General features: G+C 70.1%; 15 protein-coding genes and 3 pseudogenes. 13 read left to right on the top strand and 5 right to left on the bottom strand.

Going from position 1 to position 20,765, the window contains the following annotated elements:
- Nucleotides 1–147: 147 nt before the first annotated feature.
- Complete coding sequence (locus OG714_RS23600; RefSeq protein WP_406123814.1) at nt 148–990, bottom strand: HAD family hydrolase; 843 nt, start codon at nt 988–990, stop codon at nt 148–150.
- Between the two features lie 586 nt (nt 991–1,576).
- Here OG714_RS23600 and ssd point away from each other — a divergent pair.
- Complete coding sequence (ssd, locus tag OG714_RS23595; protein WP_406123813.1) at nt 1,577–2,680, top strand: septum site-determining protein Ssd; 1,104 nt, start codon at nt 1,577–1,579, stop codon at nt 2,678–2,680.
- Nucleotides 2,677–3,717, top strand: a pseudogene (locus tag OG714_RS23590) (TadA family conjugal transfer-associated ATPase); the annotation flags it as partial. The gene ssd and the pseudogene OG714_RS23590, both read left to right, overlap by 4 nt.
- Nucleotides 3,718–3,815: 98 nt before the next feature.
- On the opposite strand, the gene OG714_RS23585 reads toward OG714_RS23590, so the two are convergent.
- From OG714_RS23585 to OG714_RS23575, 3 genes are all read right to left on the bottom strand, one after another.
- A complete protein-coding gene (locus tag OG714_RS23585; RefSeq protein WP_331732329.1) occupies nt 3,816–4,406 on the bottom strand; it encodes a hypothetical protein in 591 nt (196 codons plus the stop codon).
- A gap of 251 nt (nt 4,407–4,657) precedes the next feature.
- The gene (locus OG714_RS23580) at nt 4,658–7,015 is read right to left on the bottom strand and encodes a site-specific integrase (protein WP_331732332.1); all 2,358 of its coding nucleotides are present in this window, start codon (nt 7,013–7,015) and stop codon (nt 4,658–4,660) included.
- A 107-nt stretch (nt 7,016–7,122) separates the two neighbouring features.
- Nucleotides 7,123–8,421, bottom strand: coding sequence for a tyrosine-type recombinase/integrase (locus OG714_RS23575; protein WP_406123811.1), 1,299 nt, complete (start codon nt 8,419–8,421; stop codon nt 7,123–7,125).
- Nucleotides 8,422–8,486: 65 nt separating this feature from the next.
- Here OG714_RS23575 and OG714_RS23570 point away from each other — a divergent pair.
- The 6 genes and pseudogenes from OG714_RS23570 to OG714_RS23545 form a co-directional block, all read left to right on the top strand.
- Nucleotides 8,487–8,795, top strand: a pseudogene (locus OG714_RS23570) (secretion protein); the annotation flags it as partial.
- Between the two features lie 62 nt (nt 8,796–8,857).
- Nucleotides 8,858–9,718 (top strand): type II secretion system F family protein, encoded by an 861-nt coding sequence (locus OG714_RS23565; protein WP_406123809.1) that lies wholly within the window; start codon nt 8,858–8,860, stop codon nt 9,716–9,718.
- 367 nt (nt 9,719–10,085) lie between these two features.
- A complete protein-coding gene (locus OG714_RS23560; protein ID WP_406123807.1) occupies nt 10,086–10,916 on the top strand; it encodes a type II secretion system F family protein in 831 nt (276 codons plus the stop codon).
- Between the two features lie 94 nt (nt 10,917–11,010).
- On the top strand, nt 11,011–11,244 hold the full coding sequence (locus OG714_RS23555; RefSeq protein WP_406123805.1) for a DUF4244 domain-containing protein: 234 nt from the start codon (nt 11,011–11,013) through the stop codon (nt 11,242–11,244).
- Nucleotides 11,231–11,608, top strand: a complete 378-nt coding sequence (locus tag OG714_RS23550; protein ID WP_366499354.1) for a TadE family type IV pilus minor pilin — start codon at nt 11,231–11,233, stop codon at nt 11,606–11,608. Before OG714_RS23555 ends, OG714_RS23550 begins: the two co-directional genes overlap by 14 nt.
- A 125-nt stretch (nt 11,609–11,733) precedes the next feature.
- A pseudogene (locus OG714_RS23545) lies at nt 11,734–11,949 on the top strand (Rv3654c family TadE-like protein); the annotation flags it as partial.
- 40 nt (nt 11,950–11,989) lie between these two features.
- Here the strand turns inward: OG714_RS23545 and OG714_RS23540 are convergent.
- A complete protein-coding gene (locus tag OG714_RS23540; RefSeq protein ID WP_406123803.1) occupies nt 11,990–14,554 on the bottom strand; it encodes a DEAD/DEAH box helicase in 2,565 nt (854 codons plus the stop codon).
- Between the two features lie 80 nt (nt 14,555–14,634).
- Here OG714_RS23540 and bldG point away from each other — a divergent pair, with 80 nt between their 5' ends.
- From bldG to OG714_RS23515, 5 genes are all read left to right on the top strand, one after another.
- On the top strand, nt 14,635–14,976 hold the full coding sequence (bldG, locus tag OG714_RS23535; RefSeq protein ID WP_003975386.1) for an anti-sigma factor antagonist BldG: 342 nt from the start codon (nt 14,635–14,637) through the stop codon (nt 14,974–14,976).
- A gap of 118 nt (nt 14,977–15,094) precedes the next feature.
- Nucleotides 15,095–15,532 carry an ATP-binding protein gene (locus OG714_RS23530; protein WP_406123801.1) on the top strand — a complete coding sequence of 146 codons (438 nt, stop codon included), beginning with the start codon at nt 15,095–15,097 and terminating at the stop codon, nt 15,530–15,532.
- 309 nt (nt 15,533–15,841) lie between these two features.
- Entirely contained in the window at nt 15,842–18,247 is a 2,406-nt protein-coding gene (locus OG714_RS23525; protein ID WP_406123799.1) for a sodium-translocating pyrophosphatase, read from the top strand.
- A 195-nt stretch (nt 18,248–18,442) separates the two neighbouring features.
- On the top strand, nt 18,443–19,039 hold the full coding sequence (locus OG714_RS23520) for a small secreted protein (RefSeq protein ID WP_406123797.1): 597 nt from the start codon (nt 18,443–18,445) through the stop codon (nt 19,037–19,039).
- A 150-nt stretch (nt 19,040–19,189) separates the two neighbouring features.
- The gene (locus OG714_RS23515) at nt 19,190–20,710 is read left to right on the top strand and encodes a methyltransferase (RefSeq protein WP_406123796.1); all 1,521 of its coding nucleotides are present in this window, start codon (nt 19,190–19,192) and stop codon (nt 20,708–20,710) included.
- The last annotated feature ends 55 nt before the right edge of the window (nt 20,711–20,765 follow it).

Raw genomic sequence — 20,765 nt, 5'->3', positions numbered from 1 at the left:
TCATGCGCGGTCCGTGGGCCAAATGCGTTATTAAGGTGATCCTTTCGGATGTCCTTGGTCTCGCGGGCCGTTGAATCCTTTGTACTCCAGCCCTGGGGGAAGCGGAACCCCTGGCCGCGCTTCTTTACTTTTACGTTCAAAGGCTCACTAACCGGCGTAAACGGTCGCCGCCCTGCGTCGGCTCGCGTACCAGACGAGCCCCGCCGTGGCCGCCGCCGCACCCACGGCCGCGGCCACGACCAGCGCCGGGCGGGGCGGTACGGAGAGTGCGGGCAGCCGCTGCTTGAGCCGGACCGGGCGGTTGAAGTCCAGAATCGGCCACCCGCGCGCGAGTGCCTCGCGGCGCAGCGTGCGGTCCGGGTTCACGGCATAGGGGTGGCCCACGGACTCGAGCATCGGAACATCGGTCGCCGAGTCGCTGTAGGCGTAGCAGCGCTCGAGGTCGTACCCCTCGGACTGCGCCAGCTCCTTGATCGCCTCGGCCTTGGTCGGGCCGTATGCGTAGTACTCCACCTCGCCGGTGAAGCAGCCGTCGTCGCCCACGACCATGCGGGTCGCCACCACCCGGTCCGCGCCCAGGAGTTCACCGATCGGCTCGACCACCTCGGCGCCCGACGTGGAGACGATCACGACGTCGCGGCCGGCGGTGTGGTGCTCCTCGATGAGGGAGGCCGCCTCGTCGTAGATGATCGGGTCGATCAGGTCGTGCAGCGTCTCGGCGACGATCTCCTTGACCTGCTGGACGTTCCAGCCGCGGCAGAGTGCGGACAGGTACTTGCGCATCCGCTCCATCTGGTCGTGGTCGGCGCCACCGGTGAGGAAGACGAACTGCGCATAGGCGGTCCGCAGGGCGGCCCTGCGGTTGATCAGTCCGCCTTGGTAGAAGGACTTGCCGAAGGTGAGCGTGCTCGACTTCGCAATGACCGTCTTGTCCAGGTCAAAGAAGGCTGCTGTGCGGGGCAAGGAGTGGTTTTCCACAACCCAGAGCATAGGCGCAGCCCATTCGGCGTAAGGTGAGGCGCGTGGGTTTGCCTGAGAGGCCTCTCGGGTACACCATGGAAGTCACGGATCGTTCGCGACCGTGCTAACGCGGTCCGGCTCCTCCCCCCCCCGAGTCGGCCGTGAAGGCGACCCCCACTCTCCCCCCCGGTGGGGGTCGTCGCATGTCCGGACGCGTTTTCCCTCCCTGTACGTGGTCGTGAGGCCAACCCGAGGCGGCTGATGCCGCCTCTTTTTCATGCCCAGGGCTCGTCACCGTGTGTAGTCGGCGTGCTGCGCTGGGGAACTCGTACAGAGGCCAGTACAGGGGTCACCGGTATGGGTGAAGGCGATATTCACAGGCCCTGAGTTGTCCACAGTTTTGGACCAAGATCCACACGATTTCCGCGATGCCCGCACCGTGATTCCAACGCGTCCTCGCTCGCGGCGAGTTCAAGGCCCGTTCCGTTTGTCGGACGCGTTTGGCCGGTTTCTGTCGGCCGTGCATATGGAGGGCCGGGTGCCGGTTCTCCACACCTTTGGAAATCGCGGAGCCGCAGACGTGACGCGAGAGACACAGCGATGGGGGATGGAAAACATGGCCGGAACCGTCACACACGATCCGCCGCACGCCGCCGGAGGGCGACAGGGCGGACCGCTGATCGTCACTGAGGACGCCGAGCTCCTCGACGACCTACTGCGCCTGTGCGCGGCGGCCGGCGCGACGCCTGAGGTCCACCACGGGGTGCCGGAGCGCCGGGGCGGCTGGGAGACGGCGCCGCTCGTCCTGGTCGGCGATGACGCGGCCCGGCGGGTGCGCGGGGCCGCCCGCCGACGCGGGGTGGTGCTCGTCGGCCGGGACCAGGACGACTCGGGGGTCTGGCGGCGGGCCGTCGAGATCGGCGCCGACCACGTCCTGATGCTGCCCGACGGCGAGCAGTGGCTGGTCGACCGCATCGCCGACGTGGCGGAGGGCGTCGGCCGCCCCGCGCTCACCGTGGGCGTGATCGGCGGCCGCGGCGGGGCCGGAGCGTCCACGCTCGCGTGCGCCCTCGCCGTCACCTCCGCGCGTGAGGGGCTGCGCACGCTCCTGGTGGACGCGGATCCGCTGGGCGGCGGACTCGATGTACTCCTCGGCGGCGAGACGGCGGAGGGCCTGCGCTGGCCCGCGTTCGCCGCCTCGCGTGGCCGGGTCGGCGGCGGCGCCCTGGAGGAGTCCCTCCCTGAGCTCCACTCGCTCCGGGTGCTCAGCTGGGACCGCGGCGACTGCGTCGCCATCCCGCCCCAGGCGGTACGGGCGGTGCTCGCCGCGGCCAGGAGGCGCGGCGGCACGGTCGTGGTCGACCTGCCCCGCCGCCTCGACGACGGGGTCGCCGAGGCCCTCGCCCAGCTCGACGTGGGCCTCCTGGTGGTCCCCGCCGAACTCCGCGCCGTGGCGGCGGCCGGACGGGTGGCGTCCGCCGTCGGCATGGTCCTGCGCGACCTGCGCGTGGCCGTACGCGGGCCGTACGCCCCCGGCCTTGACGACCGGGAGGTGTCCCGCCTCCTCGGACTGCCGCTGGCCGGTGAAGTGCCGGTCGAATCGGGGCTGTTGCGGCCGCACGAGGGCAAGTCGCCGCCAGGGACGGCGGGGAGGGGGCCGTTGGCGCGGTTCTGCCGGGAGTTCCTGGAGCGGGCGTTGGTCGAGGTGGGTGGCGTATGAGGGGGTTGGCGGGGCGTACCGGGAGTGTGGGGAGCGGGGTGCCTGGGCTTGCCGGGACGGGCGGTTCGGCGGGTGCGCCGAGGGCGGCTTCCTTCGGGGACGCCGGTTCGGCAGGTGCCCCGGTGAAGAGGGCGGGCGCTTCGGACCGATGGGCCTCGGGTGGGGCCGGGGTGAGCGGCGAGCCGGGGTTGCTCGACGGGGTGCGGCGGTGGCTGGCCGAGAGCGGGGGTGAGCCGACGCCCGCGCGCGTGGCGCAGGCGTTGCGGGAGCAGGGGCGGGTGCTGGGGGATGCCGAAGTCTTGGGCGCGGCGGAGCAGTTGCGGTCCGAACTGGTGGGCAGCGGCCCGCTGGAGTCGCTGCTCGCCGACCCCTCGGTGACCGACGTTCTCGTGTCGGCCCCGGACCGGGTCTGGGTCGACCGGGGCGGCGGCCTTGAGCTGACCACCGTCTCCTTCCCGGACGCGGCAGCCGTACGACGCCTCGCGCAGCGCCTGGCCGCGGTGGCCGGACGCCGACTGGACGACGCCCGCCCCTGGGCCGACGCCCGGCTGCCCGACGGCACCCGCCTGCACGCCGTGCTGCCCCCGGTCGCCGTCGGCTGCACCTGCCTGTCGCTGCGTGTCGTACGACCGCGCGCGTTCACGCTGGACGAGTTGGTCAAGGCGGGCACGGTGCCGCCGGGCGGGGACCGCATCCTGCGGGCGCTGATCGAGGCACGGCTCTCGTTCCTGATCAGCGGCGGTACCGGCAGCGGCAAGACGACGCTGCTGAGCGCGCTGCTCGGGCTTGTCGGACCGGGTGAGCGGATCGTGCTGGCAGAGGACTCGGCGGAGTTGAAGCCGGACCATCCGCACGTCGTACGGCTGGAGAGCAGACCCGCCAACCAGGAGGGCGCCGGGCTCGTCACACTCCAGGACCTGGTCCGCCAGGCACTCCGGATGCGGCCGGACCGGCTGGTCGTCGGCGAGGTGCGGGGCCCGGAGTGTGTCCACCTCCTCGCCGCCCTCAACACGGGCCATGAAGGCGGGTGCGGGACCTTCTCTGAACTAAGAAGAGGTGCTGGCAGACGCTCTGCCAGCACCTCATAGAGAAACGGCTCCGGCGTGATCGCCGGAGCCGTTATGCGGGTCGTGACTTAGTTGCTGCGCCCGGCAATGGTGCCGAGGTAGGAGCGGTTCACCAGTTCCTGCAGCTGGCGCGCCGACTCGGTCGCGACCCTCGTGTTCTCCATCGCGCGACGAATCGGCTCGGTGACCGAGGCGGCCAGTTCCTGGAGTTGAAGCGCCGGCAGGACCGAGACCCTCACGTTCTCCGCCATCGCGCGACGGATCGGCTCGGAGACCGAGGCGGCGAGGTCCGGGAACTGGAACGCCGGCACGACCGGGACCCTCGCGTTCTGCATCACCGCGCGACGGATCGGCTCGGTGATGGAGGCGGCCAGCCTCGCGTATGCCTCTGCGAGGGGTTGCGCCGAACGCATCTGCGTGTTGATTGAATCGGCCAGCGGCTGGAACCGGACCACCTGATCAGGGGTCGACTGCGGTGAGACCGCCTGCGCATCGTTCTGCGCAGAAAGGTCATCACGCTGAATACGATCGGCGCCGACCTCGGTGGTGGGGGCGGCCCGGTGCTCGGCGAGCACGGCCCGGCGGGCCTCGGTGTAGGACTCGCCGGTTTCCGACATGCGCTCGCGGATGGCCTTCTTGAGGGCCTTATTTTCCGTCATGTTCAACTCTTCCCTCGGCGTGGACCCACGCTCCCCGCCCGGAGAACGCACATGCGCGCGTTGAACGACGAGAAGACCTTGCGCGAGTCTTGGACCCTTGGCCGTCATCACGGACCCCGCGTGGGGGAGTCCGATCAAGCGAGAGGCAGGCGCTTGCTGCCTAACCCCGTAAGATACCAGACAAGATCCCGTTCCGCTAGCACGGATGCCCAAACCGCCTGTGAGGTGGGGTTTTCCGAGAGTCTTGGGCGTCAACTCCGGGAAACTCCCTGGACTGTTCGGGCTGCTATCTGACTGAAAGTCGGCATCCCGAGTTCGACGACGGTCGACCGACGGGCCCTCTCGACGTCGAGCTGGACGAGTTTGTCGTCGGCCTTGGCGAGACTGACCTTGAGCCCCTCGATCTCGCCGAGCCAGCCCTCGTGTTCGGCTTCTGCGATCCGATCACGGAGGTTGTTCCTGATCTCGATCAGTCGAGGTTTCTGCGCCGGGTCGACACGGAGCATGGGGCAGCGGATGCATGCGTGTTCGTGGATGCATGCGGTCCCGAAGGCCCTTCCGCAGGTGCCGAGGGAGAGCTTCCGGAGCTCGAAGTGGCCCAGGAACTCGTTCCATTCCTCGTCGGTCGGGGTGCGGTACTCCTCGCTCGGACGGGTTGCCCGGCGCCGGGCAATGAACGCGCGGTGGGCCTCGATGGCCTCCGTCGGGTAGATCGCCTTGTAACGCATGGTGGTTGAAATATCGTCGTGGCCGGCGATGATCTGCGCGATGTGCGGCGGCAGGCCGTTCATGATGGCGTCGGTGATGAAGATCCTTCGGAAGTCGTGGGGCTGGTAGCCGAGCGGCTGGCCGGTGTTGTCGGTCAAGCCGGCGAACTCAAGCGTCTCGTCGAGGGCCCGGCGGATCAGGCTCTCGGAGATCGGCCGGTCCTGGCCCCCTGTGCGCCACTGGAACAGCAGGGGTATGGGCGGACTCCAGATCCTCTCGCCGCGGTCGTAGGTGCGGACCAGCGGGACCGTCCCGGAGGCGTTGCGGACGCGGCAGACAATGGCACTGAGGACATCGGCGAGTTCGGGGCTGACCAGCAGAAGTCGTTCCTGATCGGTCTTGGACGGGGCGATCTGCAGGAGCGGGACGACCTCACCGGTGTCGGGCAGTGTGTACTGAGTGATGCTGTGGTGGCTGACCTCGAGCATCTCTTCGATACGAACGCCGGTGTGACGGAGGAACTCCACGGTCGCCCAGGCCCAGAAGGCCCGGTTCTCGGAATAACCGAGCGTGCATCGTCGGCCCTCCACGTCGTAGGCGCTGGTGGCGGGGACGCCGTCGGCCCAACGAGGATGCAGGACGCGGGTGTAGGTCTCCCCGAGAACGGTGAACTCCGCCCCGGGAGCCGCCTCAAGAGCCGCCTCGTGTCGCATCCGCGCCTCCTTGAGCTGCCGGTCGGCGGCTTCGACGAGGGCGGGCAGGACAGGAAGCCGCTCCCGGGTGCGCTGGTCGGCCTTCGCCTTCTGCCGCTTGGCGTGCTTCTTGTGGGAAAGCTCGGAGTCCTTGATGGGACTGGGGGTCACCCAGGGACCCCAGCGACCCGGCTCCTCGGCTGCCCACTGGGCTATGTCGAGGTAGAAGGCCCGGACAATGTTCAGAACCGAGATCGCGCTCTGCCGTTCAGCGGTGATCTCGATGTAGCTGCCGTCCGGCTGCCGCTTGCGGCGTTTCTTGGTGCGGATGCGGTCCTTCCAGGCGGTCGCGACACTCTTCGGGAGGCGAAGGGAGTCGATCCCGGGGTGGTGGCGCTCAAGGTCTGCCCAAAACAGCTGGGCGAGGTTGCGCGACAGCCCTTCCAACGACGTGTAGTCCAGGGCGGGTTGGCGCTCGGTGATGTAGTCCACGATCAGGTCGCGGACCGGACGGCACTGCAACTGGTAGCGGTCCACCAACTCTTCGACGCTGACCTGTCCGGACCGCTGGCGGAAGGAGCGGAGGGTGGCCGGCGAGTCCGGCGGAAGAACTTCCAGATCCTTGAGCCAGAGGTAGAACAGCGTCCGGCCGCTGTTGTGCGTCAGGACCTCGATCTCGATCTCCCGGAGTTCCAGGCAGTCTCCGACGGTGATGTCGCGGACCTTGCCGCCCTTGGCCAGGACGATCGTGGCGATCTGATTTCGGGCCTGGAGCCCGAGCTTGGCGTCCCAGACGCCGGGAGCGGCCCCAGCCTCCAGAGCGGCGAAACCGTCCGGATCACGGTGCTGGGCCACGATCTGGCGCATGTGGCGCGAACGACGGGTCAGCAGCCAGGCAGGAGCGGGGCGGATCACATCGGCGCAGGCCAGCCCGAGGATTCCGGATCGAAGAACACCATCGGCAACTGGGCCCACGTGCTGCCGGACCCAGGCTTCAAGCTCGGGCAGGCCGACAGTGAAGTTCTTGTCCAAAGGACAGTTGAGCCAGCGTTCCTGCCAGGTCTCGCCCTCGAACTGCTCAAGCCATCGCAGGACGTTGCGAGCTCCGTGCCATCGCATGTAGCGCGTCTGCTTCGGGATGTCCTTGAACAGTTCGTTCAGCCCGTCGAGGGCCAGGTAGGAGCTGACCGCGGTCTTGGCCCAGGTCACCGGGACGGACCGTGGAGGGTAGGTCTTCTGCAGGGCCCGGTGGAGCGATCCGTGAAAGGCCAGAACGGGTGCTTGAGCTGGCACTTCCACCAGAACTCGCGTACTCGTCATGACCGTCCGAACAGGACGTCAAGGCTCGCCGCGTTGTAGCCGGGTGCCGGCGGCCGCGGTGCAGGGAGCTTCCCGGCAGCCCGGCGGGCGTGATGGGCGAGCAGCTGCTCGATGATCTCGTCCTGGCTGGCCGCCAGGTAAATCTCCGTCGTGGACAGATGCGCATGATTGAGGACCCACTGGACGTCGGCCAGCGACAACTCGGGATCGCGGGCCATGCGGTAGGCGGCGGTGTGCCGCAGGTCGTGAAGGGTCCAGTTCGATCCGAGGAGTTCATTGGCCCGGGTGAACATCGCCCTGGCAGCGTGGTAATTCAGCGGGCGCCAGGGTTTCCTCAATGTCCACCACAAGGTGTGGTTGCGGCCCCGGGGCACCCCCTGACGCCAGGCCTCCTCCTGGGCCAGGCGAAGCCAGACGAACGCGTCCGTGGAGGCGGGGACTTCCTGGTACTCGCGGGTGCCCTTCCTGATCACACCGATCAGCTGCTGGCCCGGGTGAGCGTCCTTTGACTTGCTGGTGAGGAGTTCCTCGGCCCGGACCCCGGTGGAGACCCAGAAGGCCAGCAGGGCCCGATCCCGGTTGTGGTTCAGCGCGGCGAACAGGGCGTTGAACAGCTCGTCGGGAATCCGCTTCGGGATCCGCTTGGGAACGGTCGGACGGTAGCGGCCCTTGCGTTCCTCCTGGAACACCTCCATCGGGCTGCGATGAGCGTTCGGCCGAGCCGCCGCCTGGACCTTGCGGGAGCGACGGGACCGGTCCAGGGGGAAAGGGTTGAGCAGCGGTCCGGCGCCGCCCTCATCGCAGTGGAAGTCGTAGAAGTTCCGGATCACCGTCTCGCTGTGGGCCCTGGTCGTCGGCGCGTACTTGGTGCCCGGACCGGACTTGCCCGTGAGCGCGTTCGAGGTCCCGCGGTCCGGCCGGCTCTGCCGTGGGATCCCTTCCGGAGGTATCCCGTACTTCTGGTAGCGCCAGTGCAACCGCACTGGTTTGTCGGCGAGTTGGAGCCATCGGGTGAAGTCCCGTGCATCGACTCGGGCCGCCTTGTCCCACGAGATCTCCAGCGTCCACAGGAACCTGTACCAACGCAGCAGGTCCATGCCGTACGACCGGATCGTGGTCGGCGGCTTCGAGGCCGCCTGTAATTCGGCGAACCACTCCGCCACCGGCTCAACGAGGACGTCCGAAGGATCGAGCAGCCTGTACGGCTCCTCCGCCCTCCCCGTCTCCTCAAGCCTGCCTATCTGTGGCACAACGAGGTTCACCAAGTCCCTCTTGGGACCGGTTCGATCAAGCATGCCGGGAAGCTAGCAGAACAGCATCTGACCTGCGAAAACTACGTACTTAGTTCAGTCAACAGGCAGTCCACGCGAACGCCGCGGGCGATGTACCGGCCCGCCTGGAGGCCCTGGGTACGGCCGCCGGCCTCGACCGGGCCGCGCTGCACAGCCAGTTGGCGGCAGCCCTGTCGGTGGTCCTGCATCTCGTACGGGACCGCGCCGGGCGGCGACGGATCGCCGAGGTCCATGTCCTGGAGCGGGACCCGTCGGGGCTGGTCCGGACGGTGCCGGCGCTGCGGTGGGGGGTGGAGGCGTTCGCGTACGAGCGGGGGTGGGAGCGGTTGCGGGAGCTGATTCGGGGCGGGGGTGACGGGGGTCAGGAGCGTGGGTGACGAACTCCGGTGTGCGGGACGGGTGGCAGTGACAGCGAACGGGAGCGGAGAGGGCTGTGGGGATGGATGAGATGTCGGTCGGGGTGGCCGCGGTGTGTGTCGGGGGCCTGGTCTGGCTGACGGGCGGGTGGCAATCCGGGTCTCGGCGGGCGGAGTTGTTGTTCGCGGGCGGGGGGACGGTGGGCGCCGGGCCGCCCTCATGGGAGCGAGCCGTCGGTGAACTGCGGCTGCTCCGAGGGCGGTTGCGGGCCGAATGGTGGTCGCTGGGCGCCGGGCTGGTGCTGGCGGTGCTGGGGGCCTCGGTGGTTCCGGTCGTCGCGGGGGCGGTCGGGGTGCCGTTGCTACGGCGGGTGCGGCTGGCCGGGGAGGCGCGACGGGCGCGGGAGGTGCGCGGCGACGCGGTGATCGCGCTGTGCTCGGCGCTCGCCGGCGAGGTGCGCGCCGGGCGGCAGCCGGGGGAGGCGTTGTTGCGGGCGGCGGGTGACTCCGGCGGGCTCGGTGAGGCGCAGGCCGGGGTGTTGGCGGCGGCGCGGTTCGGCGGGGATGTGCCGGGTGCGCTCACCTCGGCGGCACGGCAACCGGGTGCGGAGGGGCTGTTGGGGCTGGCCGCGTGCTGGCGGGTCGCCGTGGATCAGGGCGCCGGGCTTGCGGCGGGACTCGACCGGCTCGAAGGGGCGTTGCGTGCCGACCGGGACCAACGGGCCGACCTCCGTGCCCAGTTGGCGGGGGCGCGGGCCACCGCGGTGATGCTCGCCGGGTTGCCGGTCCTCGGGTTGCTGCTGGGCGCGGCGATGGGCGCCGATCCGCTGCGGGTGCTGCTGCACAGCGGGGCGGGGTTCGGGTGCCTGGTGGTCGGGGGGTTGCTGGAGGGCTTGGGGTTGTGGTGGGCGCTGCGGATCGTGCGGGGGGTGGAGGCGGCGTGAGCGGGGGTGGGGTGAGCGCGGGAGCGGTGGTCGTCGGGTTGGGGGTGGGGGGTTTCGGTTGTGTGCGGGGTGCGGGTGGGTGAGGGCTGGGCGTGACCGCGCGGCCGAGCCGCATATCGATACAGCCCCGCGCCCCTAAGGGGGCTGGGGTGGGCGGAGGGCGGGGTGCGGGTGTGTGGGGCTGGTCGCGCCCGCGCGGCGGAGCCGCATATCGATACAGCCCCGCGCCCCAAGGGCATCAGGGCTCGCGGGGTGCCGGGGATCGCTTGGTCGTCGCGGGGCTGGAGGGGATCCGGCGCTGGGCGAGAGCCCGGAGCGGTGTGGGTGTGGAGGCGGAAGTTGGCCGGGGTCGGCGAGAGGAGACGGCGTGAGTGCGGAAGTTGTCCACAGGCTGGGGGTCGTCTTGGGGGCGGTGTTGGTCGTGGGGTGGTTGGTGCGGTGGCTGGACGGGGTGCGGTGTGAGCGGAGGGCGCGGCGGCGACTGGCAGGGCTGTTGCTTCGGGAAGTCCGGGAAGTCCGGGAAGTTCGAGGGGCTGGGAAGGCTCGGGAAGTGGCGTTCGCCGGGCGGCGGTTCGAGGCTCGGGACGTTGCGCGGCGGTGGTTGCCCGTGGTGGGCGTGATGGGTGCCGGGTGGGTGGTGGTCGGTGGGGCCGCCGGGGTCGTGGTGGGCGTGGTCGTCGCCGTCGGGCTGTGGCAGTGGCGGCGTCGGCAGGTGGCCGCCGACACCGTCGCCGAGCGCGATGCCGCGACCGCCGCCCGCCAACTCCCGCTCGCCGCCGATCTGCTGGCCGCCTGCATCGCCGCCGGGGCCTCGCCGGTGATCGCCTCCCAGGCCGTAGGAGAGGCCCTCACGGGGCCCGTGGGGGAGCGGCTGGCGCGTGCGGCGGCGGAGGTGCGGCTCGGTGGCGAACCGGCCGACGCCTGGCAGAGGTTGGCCGCGCTTCCGGGCGCCGGCCCGCTGGCCCGGCTGCTCGAACGGGCCGACGAGTCGGGGCTCCCCGCCGCCGGACCGGTCGCACGGCTCGCGGCGGAGGCCCGCGCCGACTGGACCCGCACCACGACGGCACGGGCCCGGCGGGCGGCCGTCCTGATCACCGCACCGGTGGGGCTGTGCTTCCTGCCCGCGTTCATCGCGGTCGGCGTGCTGCCCGTGGTGATCGGGCTCGCGGGCGGGGCGACGGGAGGGGGCGGCGGCTGACGGGAGGAGCGAGCGGTGACGGACGTATGACGAACAACGGCTGATCTGAACCAACAGGACCGAACCAACAGGACCGAACCTCACGGGGGTTGAGATGTACAAGGCAGTGCAGGCGATGCAGGCGGTAGCGGTACGGGCGGTGCGAGCGGTACGGGTACGACTGGGCGGCGGGGCGCGCGGGGACGCGGGAATGGCCACCGCCGAGTACGCGATGGGGCTGATCGCGGCGGTGGCGTTCGCGGTGGTGCTCTACAAGGTGGTGACCAGCGGGGCGGTCAGCGCGGAGCTGCAGAGCATCGTGAAGCGGGCCCTCGATGCGAAGGTGTGAACGCCGGGGCGGGGACGAGGGGTTCGTGACGGCGGAGGCGGCCGTGGTGCTGCCCGTGCTGGTGATGTTCGCGATGGCGCTGGTGTGGGGGCTGCTGGTGGTGGCCGCGCAGATCCAGTGCGTGGACGCGGCCCGTTCGGGCGCCCGGGCCGCGGCTCGGCAGGACCCGGCCGACGCGGTCGTCCAGGTGGTCCGGGACACGGCACCGCGCGGCGCCAAGGTCACGGTCGCGCGGGAGGGCGATCAGGTCCATGTGGTCGTCGTCGCGAAACCGCCGGTGCTGAGCGGGCTGCCCTTCGAAGTGCGGGAGGAGGCCGTGGCGTTGGCGGAGGAGACGGTGGGCGAGGGGAGGGCGGGGCCGTGAGGTGTCGTATCGGCGCCCTAGGGGACGTGATTCCGGGCCTGGGGCGCGTGATTCCCGCCCTGGGGCGGCATCTGAGGTCCCGTCACTCGGACCGTGGGTCCGCCACCGTGTGGAGCCTCGGGGCGATGGCCGTGATGTGTGTCGTGTTCGGGGTCGTGCTGGCGCTGGGGCAGGCCGTCGTGGCCCGGCACCGGGCGGCCGGCGGGGCGGATCTCGCGGCGCTCGCGGCGGCCGACCACTGGGCGGAGGGCGGTACGGGGGCCTGTGCCCGGGCGGAGCGGGTGGCGCGGGCGCAGGGGACGCGGCTTGTGCGGTGCGCGGTCGTGGGCGAGACATCGGACGTGACGGCGTCGGCGGGCGGGGGACCGTTCGCGGCGGAGGTCAGGGCACGGGCGGGGCCTGCGGGACCGGTACCTCCACCTGCGTCTCCGCTGATCCCCGCACCGCTGGCGTCTTTGCCGGTCCCCGCGCCTCTGGTGTCTCCGCCACTTCCCGCGCCTCCGGTGCCTCCCGCAAAAGCTCCGTGAGCAACCGCACGGCCCCCCGCTTGTGCAACGGCTCGTTGCCGTTGCCGCACTTGGGGGACTGGATGCAGGACGGGCAGCCGGCGTCGCATTCGCAGGAGGCGATGGCCTGGAGGGTGGCGGTGAGCCAGGCGCGGGCGGTGTGGAAGGCGCGCTCGGCGAAGCCCGCGCCGCCCGGGTGGCCGTCGTAGACGAAGACCGTGGGGAGCAGCGTGTCCGGGTGGAGCGGGACCGAGACTCCGCCGATGTCCCAGCGGTCGCAGGTGGCGAAGAGGGGGAGCATGCCGATCGAGGCGTGTTCGGCGGCGTGCAGGGCGCCGCCGAGGATCTCGGGGTTGATGCGGGCGGCGTCCAGTTGGTCTTCCGTGACCGTCCACCAGACGGCGCGGGTGCGGAGGGTGCGAGGGGGGAGGTCGAGTTTTGATTCGCCGAGGACTTCGCCGGTGATGACACGTCTGCGGAGGAAGGAGACGACCTGGTTGGTGACTTCGACGGAGCCGTAGCACAACCGGCCCTGGCCCCAAGGGATTTCGACGTCCGTCTCCAGGACGGAGATCGCCGTGGTGTCGCGGGCGACCGTCGAGTAGGGCGGGTTGGCCTCCTCGACCAGGGCCACCGAGTCCTCCAGGTCCAGGGAACGCACCAGGTATGTGCGGCCCTGGTGGAGGTGGACCGCGCCCTCGTGGACGGTCGCGTGGGAGGCGGCCTCGTCGACCGTGCCCAGCAGGCGGCCCGTGCCGTTCTCGACGATCTGGACCGGCTTTCCGCCCCCGCCGCGGATGTCGGCGAGGTCGGCGGCCCGTTCCCGGCGCGTCCAGTGCCAGGCCTTCGCCCGGCGGCGGAGCAGCTTCGCGGCCTCCAGTTGCGGCAGCAGGTCCGCCGTCGCCGGGCCGAAGAGGTCCAAGTCCTCTTCGGTGAGCGGGAGTTCGGCTGCCGCCGCGCACAGGTGCGGGGCCAGGACGTACGGGTTGTCGGGGTCCAGGACCGTGGACTCCACGGGCTGGTCGAAGAGGGCCTCCGGGTGGTGGACGAGGAAGGTGTCCAGCGGGTCGTCGCGGGCCACCAGGACGGCCAACGCCCCCTGTCCGGAGCGTCCGGCGCGGCCCGCCTGCTGCCAGAGGGAGGCGCGTGTGCCGGGGTAGCCGGCGATCAGTACGGCGTCCAACCCCGAGACGTCGATGCCGAGTTCGAGGGCGGTGGTGGCGGCGAGGCCGAGCAACTCGCCGGAGTGGAGGGCGCGTTCGAGGGCGCGGCGTTCCTCGGGGAGGTAGCCGCCACGGTAGGCGGCGACCCGGCGGGCCAGCGAGCGGTCGACCTCGGCGAGGCGTTCCTGGGCGATCAGCGCGATCAGCTCGGCGCCGCGCCGGGACCGTACGAAGGCCACCGAGCGCACGCCCTGGACGGCGAGGTCGGTCAGCAGGTCGGCGGTCTCGGCGGTGGCCGTACGGCGGACCGGGGCGCCCTTCTCGCCGTGGAGTTCGGTGAGCGGGGGCTCCCAGAGGGCGAAGACCAGTTCACCGCGGGGCGATGCGTCGTCGGCGACCTCGACCACCGGGAGGCCGGTGAGGCGGCGGGCGGCGACCGAGGGTTCGGCGGCGGTCGCGGAGGCGAGGAGGAAGACGGGGGACGAGCCGTAGCGGGCGCAGAGGCGGCGCAGGCGGCGCAGCACCTGGGCGACGTGGGAGCCGAAGACGCCCCGGTAGGTGTGGCACTCGTCGATGACGACGTACTTCAGGGACTTCAGGAAGGAGGACCAGCGCGGGTGCGAGGGCAATATGCCGCGGTGGAGCATGTCGGGGTTGGTCAGGACGTAGTTGGCGTACTGGCGGACCCACTCGCGCTCTTCGAACGGAGTGTCGCCGTCGTACACGGCCGGGCGAACGGCATTGCCCAGCGGTTGTGAAAGTTCCTTCACGGAGCGGAGCTGGTCCGCTGCCAGGGCTTTTGTGGGGGCCAGGTACAGCGCGGTGGTGCCGCGGCCGTTCGGCGCCTCGGAGCCGTCCAGGAGCGCCGAGAGCACCGGTACCAGATAAGCCAGCGACTTGCCCGAGGCGGTGCCTGTGGCAACGATCACCGACTCTCCGTCGAGGGCGTGCTCGGCGGCCTGTGCCTGGTGGGCCCAGGGGTGTTCGATACCGGCTTCCTGGACGGTGGCGATCACCTCCGCACGAATCCGGTCAGGCCAGACGGCATGGCGGCCCTCGCGCGGGGGCAAGTGCTCCGTATGAGTGATGCGCGAAGCCCGGCTCGGTCCCGACGCCAGCCGGTCCAGAACCGTGCTCGGCGAGAGGCCGGACACGGGGTCCGCCGAGGGTCGATCGGTTCGCTGATTCTTGGCCATCGGCACCGAGTGTGTCACTGGCGTGACGGACAATGGAGCCAAGGCGTCGTGCACGCCCTGCGGTAAGTGATTGAATGCCATCGCGGCTGGCGAACCGTCCTGGGGGCTCTGCCGAGGTGTCCCATGGGATGACCGCTCGATAGCAAGGTGCTGGAGGATCCGTGGACCTGTCCCTGTCGACCCGTACCGTCGGCGATCGTACGGTCGTCGAGGTCGGTGGCGAAATCGACGTATATACCGCGCCCAAGTTGCGCGAACAGCTGGTCGAGCTGGTGAACGACGGGAGTTTCCACCTCGTCGTGGACATGGAGGGAGTCGACTTCCTCGACTCCACCGGGCTCGGCGTGCTGGTCGGCGGACTGAAGCGGGTGCGTGCCCACGAGGGCTCGCTGCGCCTGGTCTGCAACCAGGAGCGCATTCTGAAGATCTTCCGTATCACCGGCCTCACCAAGGTGTTCCCGATTCACACCTCGGTCGAGGAAGCGGTGGCGGCCACCGACTGACCGACCGCTTCGGGAGCGGCGTGTGACCGCTCCCCGATCGGCCGTATAGACGACCGGTGGTCCGGGCTTTCGGCAGCCCGGCCCTCCGACAGCACGCCCGTAGTCCCGAGGGGGATGCATGGCCACCGTTGAACTCCGCTTCAGCGCGCTGCCCGAGCACGTCAGGACCGCCCGACTGGTGGCGGCAGCGGTGGCGCGCAGGGCCGGAGTGGACGAGGCCGTACTCGACGAGGTCAGACTCGCCGTCGGCGAGGCCTGCACCCGTGCCGTCGGGCTGCATCAGAGCAGTGGGATCACCGCCCCGGTGAAGGTGCTGCTGATCGAGGAGGAGAAGCAGTTCTCCATCGAGGTCGGCGACGAGGCACCACGTTCGGCTCCCGGCGACAAGGCGCCCGGGTCCCTGGGCGACGATCCGGACGCGGAGACCGAGGAGGACGAGATGGGCCTCGCTGTCATCAGCGGGCTCGTCGACGACGTCGAGGTCACCGCTGGGGAGCACGGCGGAACGATCCGTATGACCTGGCCGACCACCCCACCGGCCGCGACGCTTTCCTGAGAACCGTCGCACACCACAGCCGAAGGGCCCTGCTGAGCAGGGCCCTTCGGCATTTCCGGAAGAGTTTCCAGGCCGCGTACCGGTTCGTGCCGGCGGTGCGAAAGAATTCGTGAATCAATTCACGATCAATGCGGATCGACGTCCCGATCATTGCCGCGATCGGCGCCCCGATAATTTGATCAAGCATCAATGCTTTTAAGGCATTACTATGCGAAAGCCAATTCCGTTTGCCGCGCACTGTTTTGATCAGGTTCCGGTACCTACAATCCGTCCACATCTTGAGCTCAGCACAGGCGTCAAGGAGGACGAATGGCGGGGCTTTCTACCCCTCAGCAGTTTGACCACCCCACAACCTTCGCAGCCGCAGTACTGACCGACGACAACCGCATCCTCGTGATGGTGATCGGCCTCGTGGCGCTGGCAGCGCTCGTGGTCGCGGGCATCCTGGTCCGCGAGGTACTCGCGGCCGGCGAGGGCACCGACAGCATGAAGAAGATCGCGACGGCGATCCAGGAGGGCGCCAACGCCTATCTGGGACGGCAGTTGCGCACGGTCGGCGTATTCGCCGTGATCGTTTTCTTCCTGCTTCTGCTGCTGCCCGCGGACGACTGGAATCAGCGCGCCGGACGATCGATCTTCTTCCTGATCGGTGCGGTGTTCTCGGCGACCACCGGCTATATCGGCATGTGGCTCGCCGTACGCAGTAATGTCCGTGTCGCCGCGGCGGCCCGGGAAGCGACCCCGGCGGAGGGTGAGCCCGAAAAGGATCTCACCGCCGTCTCGCACAAAGCAATGAAGATCGCTTTCCGCACGGGCGGCGTCGTCGGCATGTTCACGGTGGGGCTCGGTCTGCTGGGCGCCTCGTGCGTGGTGCTGGTGTACGCGGCCGACGCGCCGAAGGTGCTGGAGGGATTCGGCCTCGGCGCCGCCCTCATCGCCATGTTCATGAGGGTCGGCGGCGGCATCTTCACCAAGGCCGCCGACGTCGGCGCCGACCTGGTCGGCAAGGTCGAGCAGGGCATTCCGGAGGACGATCCGCGCAATGCCGCGACCATCGCCGACAACGTGGGCGACAACGTCGGCGACTGCGCGGGCATGGCGGCCGACCTCTTCGAGTCGTACGCCGTGACGCTGGTCGCCGCACTGATCCTCGGCAAGGCGGCGTTCGGCGACTCCGGGCTCGCCTTCCCGCTGCTCGTGCCGGCGATCGGTGTGATCACCGCCATGATCGGGATCTTCGCGGTGGCGCCGCGCCGGACCGACCGCAGCGGCATGTCCGCGATCAACCGGGGGTTCTTCATCTCCGCGGTGATCTCGCTCGTGCTGGTGGCGGTCGCGGTCTTCGTCTATCTGCCGTCGTCGTACGCCGACCTCGACGGCGTCACCGACGCGGCGATCAAGGTCAAGGACGGCGATCCGCGGATCCTCGCGCTCGTCGCCGTGGCCATCGGCATCGTGCTCGCCGCGCTGATCCAGCAGCTGACCGGCTACTTCACGGAGACGAACCGCCGTCCCGTGATGGACATCGGCAAGACCTCGCTCACCGGCCCGGCCACCGTCATCCTCGCGGGCATCTCCCTCGGCCTCGAATCGGCCGTCTACACCGCCCTGTTGATCGGTCTCGCGGTCTACGGGGCGTTCCTGCTCGGCGGCGCGTCGATCATGCTGGCGCTCTTCGCGGTGGCGCTGGCCGGTACCGGTCTGCTCACCACGGTCGGTGTGATCGTCGCCATGGACACCTTCGGGCCGGTCTCCGACAACGCGCAGGGCATCGCCGAGATGTCCGGCGACGTCGAGGGCGCGGGCGCGCAGGTGCTCACCAACCTGGACGCGGTGGGCAACACCACCAAGGCCATCACGAAGGGCATCGCCATCGCCACCGCCGTCCTGGCGGCGGCGGCGCTCTTCGGGTCGTACCGGGACGCGATCACGACCGGCGCGCAGGACGTCGGCGAGAAACTGTCCGGGCCGGGCGCGCCGTTGAACCTGATGATGGACATCTCCCAGCCCAACAACCTGGTGGGGCTCATCGTCGGCGCCGCGGTCGTCTTCCTCTTCTCCGGGCTGGCGATCAACGCGGTCTCCCGGTCCGCCGGGGCCGTGGTCTACGAGGTGCGGCGGCAGTTCCGCGAGCACCCCGGGATCATGGACTACTCCGAGACACCGGAGTACGGCCGCGTCGTCGACATCTGCACCAAGGACGCGCTGCGCGAGCTGGCCACGCCCGGTCTGCTCGCCGTGCTCACCCCGATCGCGGTCGGGTTCACGCTCGGCGTCGGCGCGCTCGGCTCGTTCCTCGCGGGCGCCATCGGCACCGGCACGCTGATGGCGGTCTTCCTAGCGAACTCGGGCGGCGCCTGGGACAACGCGAAGAAACTCGTCGAGGACGGCAACCACGGCGGCAAGGGCAGCGAGGCCCATGCCGCCACGGTCATCGGCGACACGGTCGGCGACCCCTTCAAGGACACCGCCGGTCCGGCCATCAACCCGCTGCTGAAGGTGATGAACCTCGTCGCGCTGCTCATCGCGCCCGCGGTCATCAAGTTCAGCTACGGCGACGACAAGAACATCGGGGCGCGGATCACGATCTCGGTGCTCGCGTTCCTCGTGATCGCCGTCTCCGTGTACATCTCCAAGCGGCGCGGGATCGCTGTGGGGGACGCGGACGACGCCGAGCAGTCGGCCAAGTCGGCGGATCGGGCGGTCGTTTCGTAGGCGGTCCTACGAGGCTCGGTTCAACGGGCGGGCGGGTGGCGCGAGTTGTGGGCGCCGCCCGCCCGTTCTGTCGGTGTTCAGAGCCTCGCCGTGAGCCTTCTCTCGCTTGGTGCAAATGGCTTCAAAAAGTCTCCTATCGGACCTTAGGCCCGGGGGTGTGGTCCGTCCGCCGTGTATGTTCCGGGGCCGAGAGCCATGGAAGGGACCAATCCGGTGAACAAGAAGCTCGCGGCCGCACTGTCCGGCGGTGCGGTACTGGTACTGGGGCTGTCGGGATGCGGCGGCAGCGGCGACGACAGCGACGCCAAGCTGGACGCCTGGGCCAAGCAGGTCTGCGTCGCCGTGCAGCCGCAGGCGAAGAAGATCGAGGCCGCCAACACGGCGATCCAGAAGGAGACCTCGGACAACAGCACCCCGGAAGAGGTCCAGAAGACCGACTCGCAGGCCTTCCAGGACATGTCCGACGCCTACAAGGCGATCGGCGCCGCCGTGAACACCGCCGGGGCACCGGACGTCGACAACGGCGCGAAGAAGCAGCAGGACGCGGTCAAGGAGCTCAACGACATCTCCACGTCGTACGCCACCCTGAAGAAGCAGGTGGACGTGCTGAACACCAAGGACCAGGCGAAGTTCGCGGACGGCCTCAAGGGCATCGCGACCTCGCTGGACAAGCTCAGCACGAGCGGGAACGACGCCCTGAAGACCCTCGAAGAGGGCGATGTCGGCAAGGCGATGACCAAGCAGGAGGCCTGCAAGACGGCGACCCCGGCGGCCTCGTCGTCGTCGGCCTGACCCCTCCTGGAATCGGCCTCTCCTGTAGGCAGCGATCTTTCAGTTGCTGAAAGATGCCCCGGTACGCGTGCGTGCCGGGGCCTTCGCATGCGCGGGGGCTTGTCGGCCGGTGTCACGCGGGTTGTCGGTGCGAGCGGCCACAATGGGGGTGTGAGTAACTCCAGCCTGCCCACCCTGCCCGCATCCGACCGCCCGGAGGTCGCCGCCCGGCTCCGGGACGCCCTGCTCGGCGCCGCCTTCACCGCCGACGGACTGCTCGAACTGCTCGGTGCCCCCGCGTACGCGGCGCTGGCCCGCAGCGAGACCGTGCCGGCCCTCCGGGCGACCAGAGGCGACACCCCGCTGGAGACGCTGGTCCGGCTGTTCCTGCTCCAACAGCCCGTGCCGCACGCACGCGTGACGGACGTGCTGCCCGTCGCCGAGTGCGTGGAGAGCGGGTGGCTGGCGTCCGTCGGCGCCGACGAGGTCGCCGCGACCGTCGACGTACGGCCCTACGGCGGGCCCGACGGCGAGGACTGGTTCATCGTGTCCGACCTGGGCTGCGCGGTCGGCGGGGCCGGCGGGATCGGCAGCCGGGAGGAAGGCGTCGTCCTCGGGGTGGGCGGCGCGTCCACCACGCTCGCGGGCATCACCGTACGGACGCCGGTCTCCGCGGCGCTCGACCTCGGCACCGGGTCCGGCATCCAGGCGCTGCACGCGGCCCGGCACGCCACGCGCGTGACGGCCACCGACCTCAACCCCCGTGCCCTGCACATCACCGCGCTCACCCTCGCGCTGTCCGGAGCGCAGGCCGCGGACCTCCGCGAGGGCTCGCTCTTCGAGCCGGTCCGGGACGACGAGACGTACGAACTCATCGTGTCGAACCCGCCGTTCGTGATCTCGCCCGGTGCCCGGCTGACCTACCGCGACGGCGGGATGGGCGGGGACGATCTGTGCCGGTCGCTCGTTCAGCAGGCGGGGGAGCGGCTGCGTGAGGGCGGATTCGCGCAGTTCCTCGCCAACTGGCAGCACGTGGAGGGGGAGGACTGGCAGGACAGGCTGCGCTCGTGGGTGCCGCGCGGGTGCGACGCCTGGATCGTGCAGCGCGAGGTCCAGGACGTCACGCAGTACGCCGAGTTGTGGCTCCGGGACGCGGGCGACCACCAGGGCGACACGACCGCGTACGAGGCGCTCTACGACGCGTGGCTCGACGAGTTCGAGGCGCGCAAGGTCAAGGCCGTGGGCTTCGGCTGGATCACCCTGCGCAGGACGGGATCCGACACGCCCTCGATCACCGTCGAGGAGTGGCCGCACCCGGTCGAGCAGCCGCTCGGCGACACCGTGCGGGAGCACTTCGACCGCGTCGACTATCTGCGTGCCCACGACGACGCGGCCCTGCTCGCCGCCCACTTCAGGCTCGCCCCCGAGATCATCCAGGAACAGGTCGGGCTGCCCGGCGCCGAGGACCCCGAGCACGTCGTGCTGCGCCAGCACCGCGGCATGCGCAGGGCGACCAAGGTCGACACGGTCGGCGCGGGCTTCGCCGGCGTCTGCGACGGCACGCTGAGCGCGGGCCGCATCCTCGATGCCATCGCCCAACTCGTCGGCGAGGACCCGGTCCTGCTGCGCGACCGGACGCCGGCGCAGATCCGGCTGCTGGTGGAACAGGGGTTCCTGGAGCCGGTGGGGTAACCGGTGTCCGGCGGCTGATCGGCGCGGGGCGAGGGTCCGTTGACCGTCCCCGAGA

This window comes from Streptomyces sp. NBC_00989 (genome assembly GCF_045162655.1).
Classification (GTDB): domain Bacteria; phylum Actinomycetota; class Actinomycetes; order Streptomycetales; family Streptomycetaceae; genus Streptomyces.
Note: the sequence above shows the minus strand (reverse complement) of the source record. Positions and strands in the feature narration are given on the sequence as shown.

Excerpts from the sequence above, each read along its gene's own strand:
- OG714_RS23600 (WP_406123814.1), bottom strand. The coding sequence starts at position 990 with ATGCTCTGGGTTGTGGAAAACCACTCCTTGCCCCGCACAGCAGCCTTC.
- ssd (WP_406123813.1), top strand. The coding sequence starts at position 1,577 with ATGGCCGGAACCGTCACACACGATCCGCCGCACGCCGCCGGAGGGCGA.
- OG714_RS23585 (WP_331732329.1), bottom strand. The coding sequence starts at position 4,406 with ATGACGGAAAATAAGGCCCTCAAGAAGGCCATCCGCGAGCGCATGTCG.
- OG714_RS23575 (WP_406123811.1), bottom strand. The coding sequence starts at position 8,421 with ATGCTTGATCGAACCGGTCCCAAGAGGGACTTGGTGAACCTCGTTGTG.
- OG714_RS23565 (WP_406123809.1), top strand. The coding sequence starts at position 8,858 with ATGGATGAGATGTCGGTCGGGGTGGCCGCGGTGTGTGTCGGGGGCCTG.
- OG714_RS23555 (WP_406123805.1), top strand. The coding sequence starts at position 11,011 with ATGTACAAGGCAGTGCAGGCGATGCAGGCGGTAGCGGTACGGGCGGTG.
- OG714_RS23550 (WP_366499354.1), top strand. The coding sequence starts at position 11,231 with ATGCGAAGGTGTGAACGCCGGGGCGGGGACGAGGGGTTCGTGACGGCG.
- OG714_RS23540 (WP_406123803.1), bottom strand. The coding sequence starts at position 14,554 with ATGGCATTCAATCACTTACCGCAGGGCGTGCACGACGCCTTGGCTCCA.
- OG714_RS23530 (WP_406123801.1), top strand. The coding sequence starts at position 15,095 with ATGGCCACCGTTGAACTCCGCTTCAGCGCGCTGCCCGAGCACGTCAGG.
- OG714_RS23525 (WP_406123799.1), top strand. The coding sequence starts at position 15,842 with ATGGCGGGGCTTTCTACCCCTCAGCAGTTTGACCACCCCACAACCTTC.
- OG714_RS23520 (WP_406123797.1), top strand. The coding sequence starts at position 18,443 with ATGGAAGGGACCAATCCGGTGAACAAGAAGCTCGCGGCCGCACTGTCC.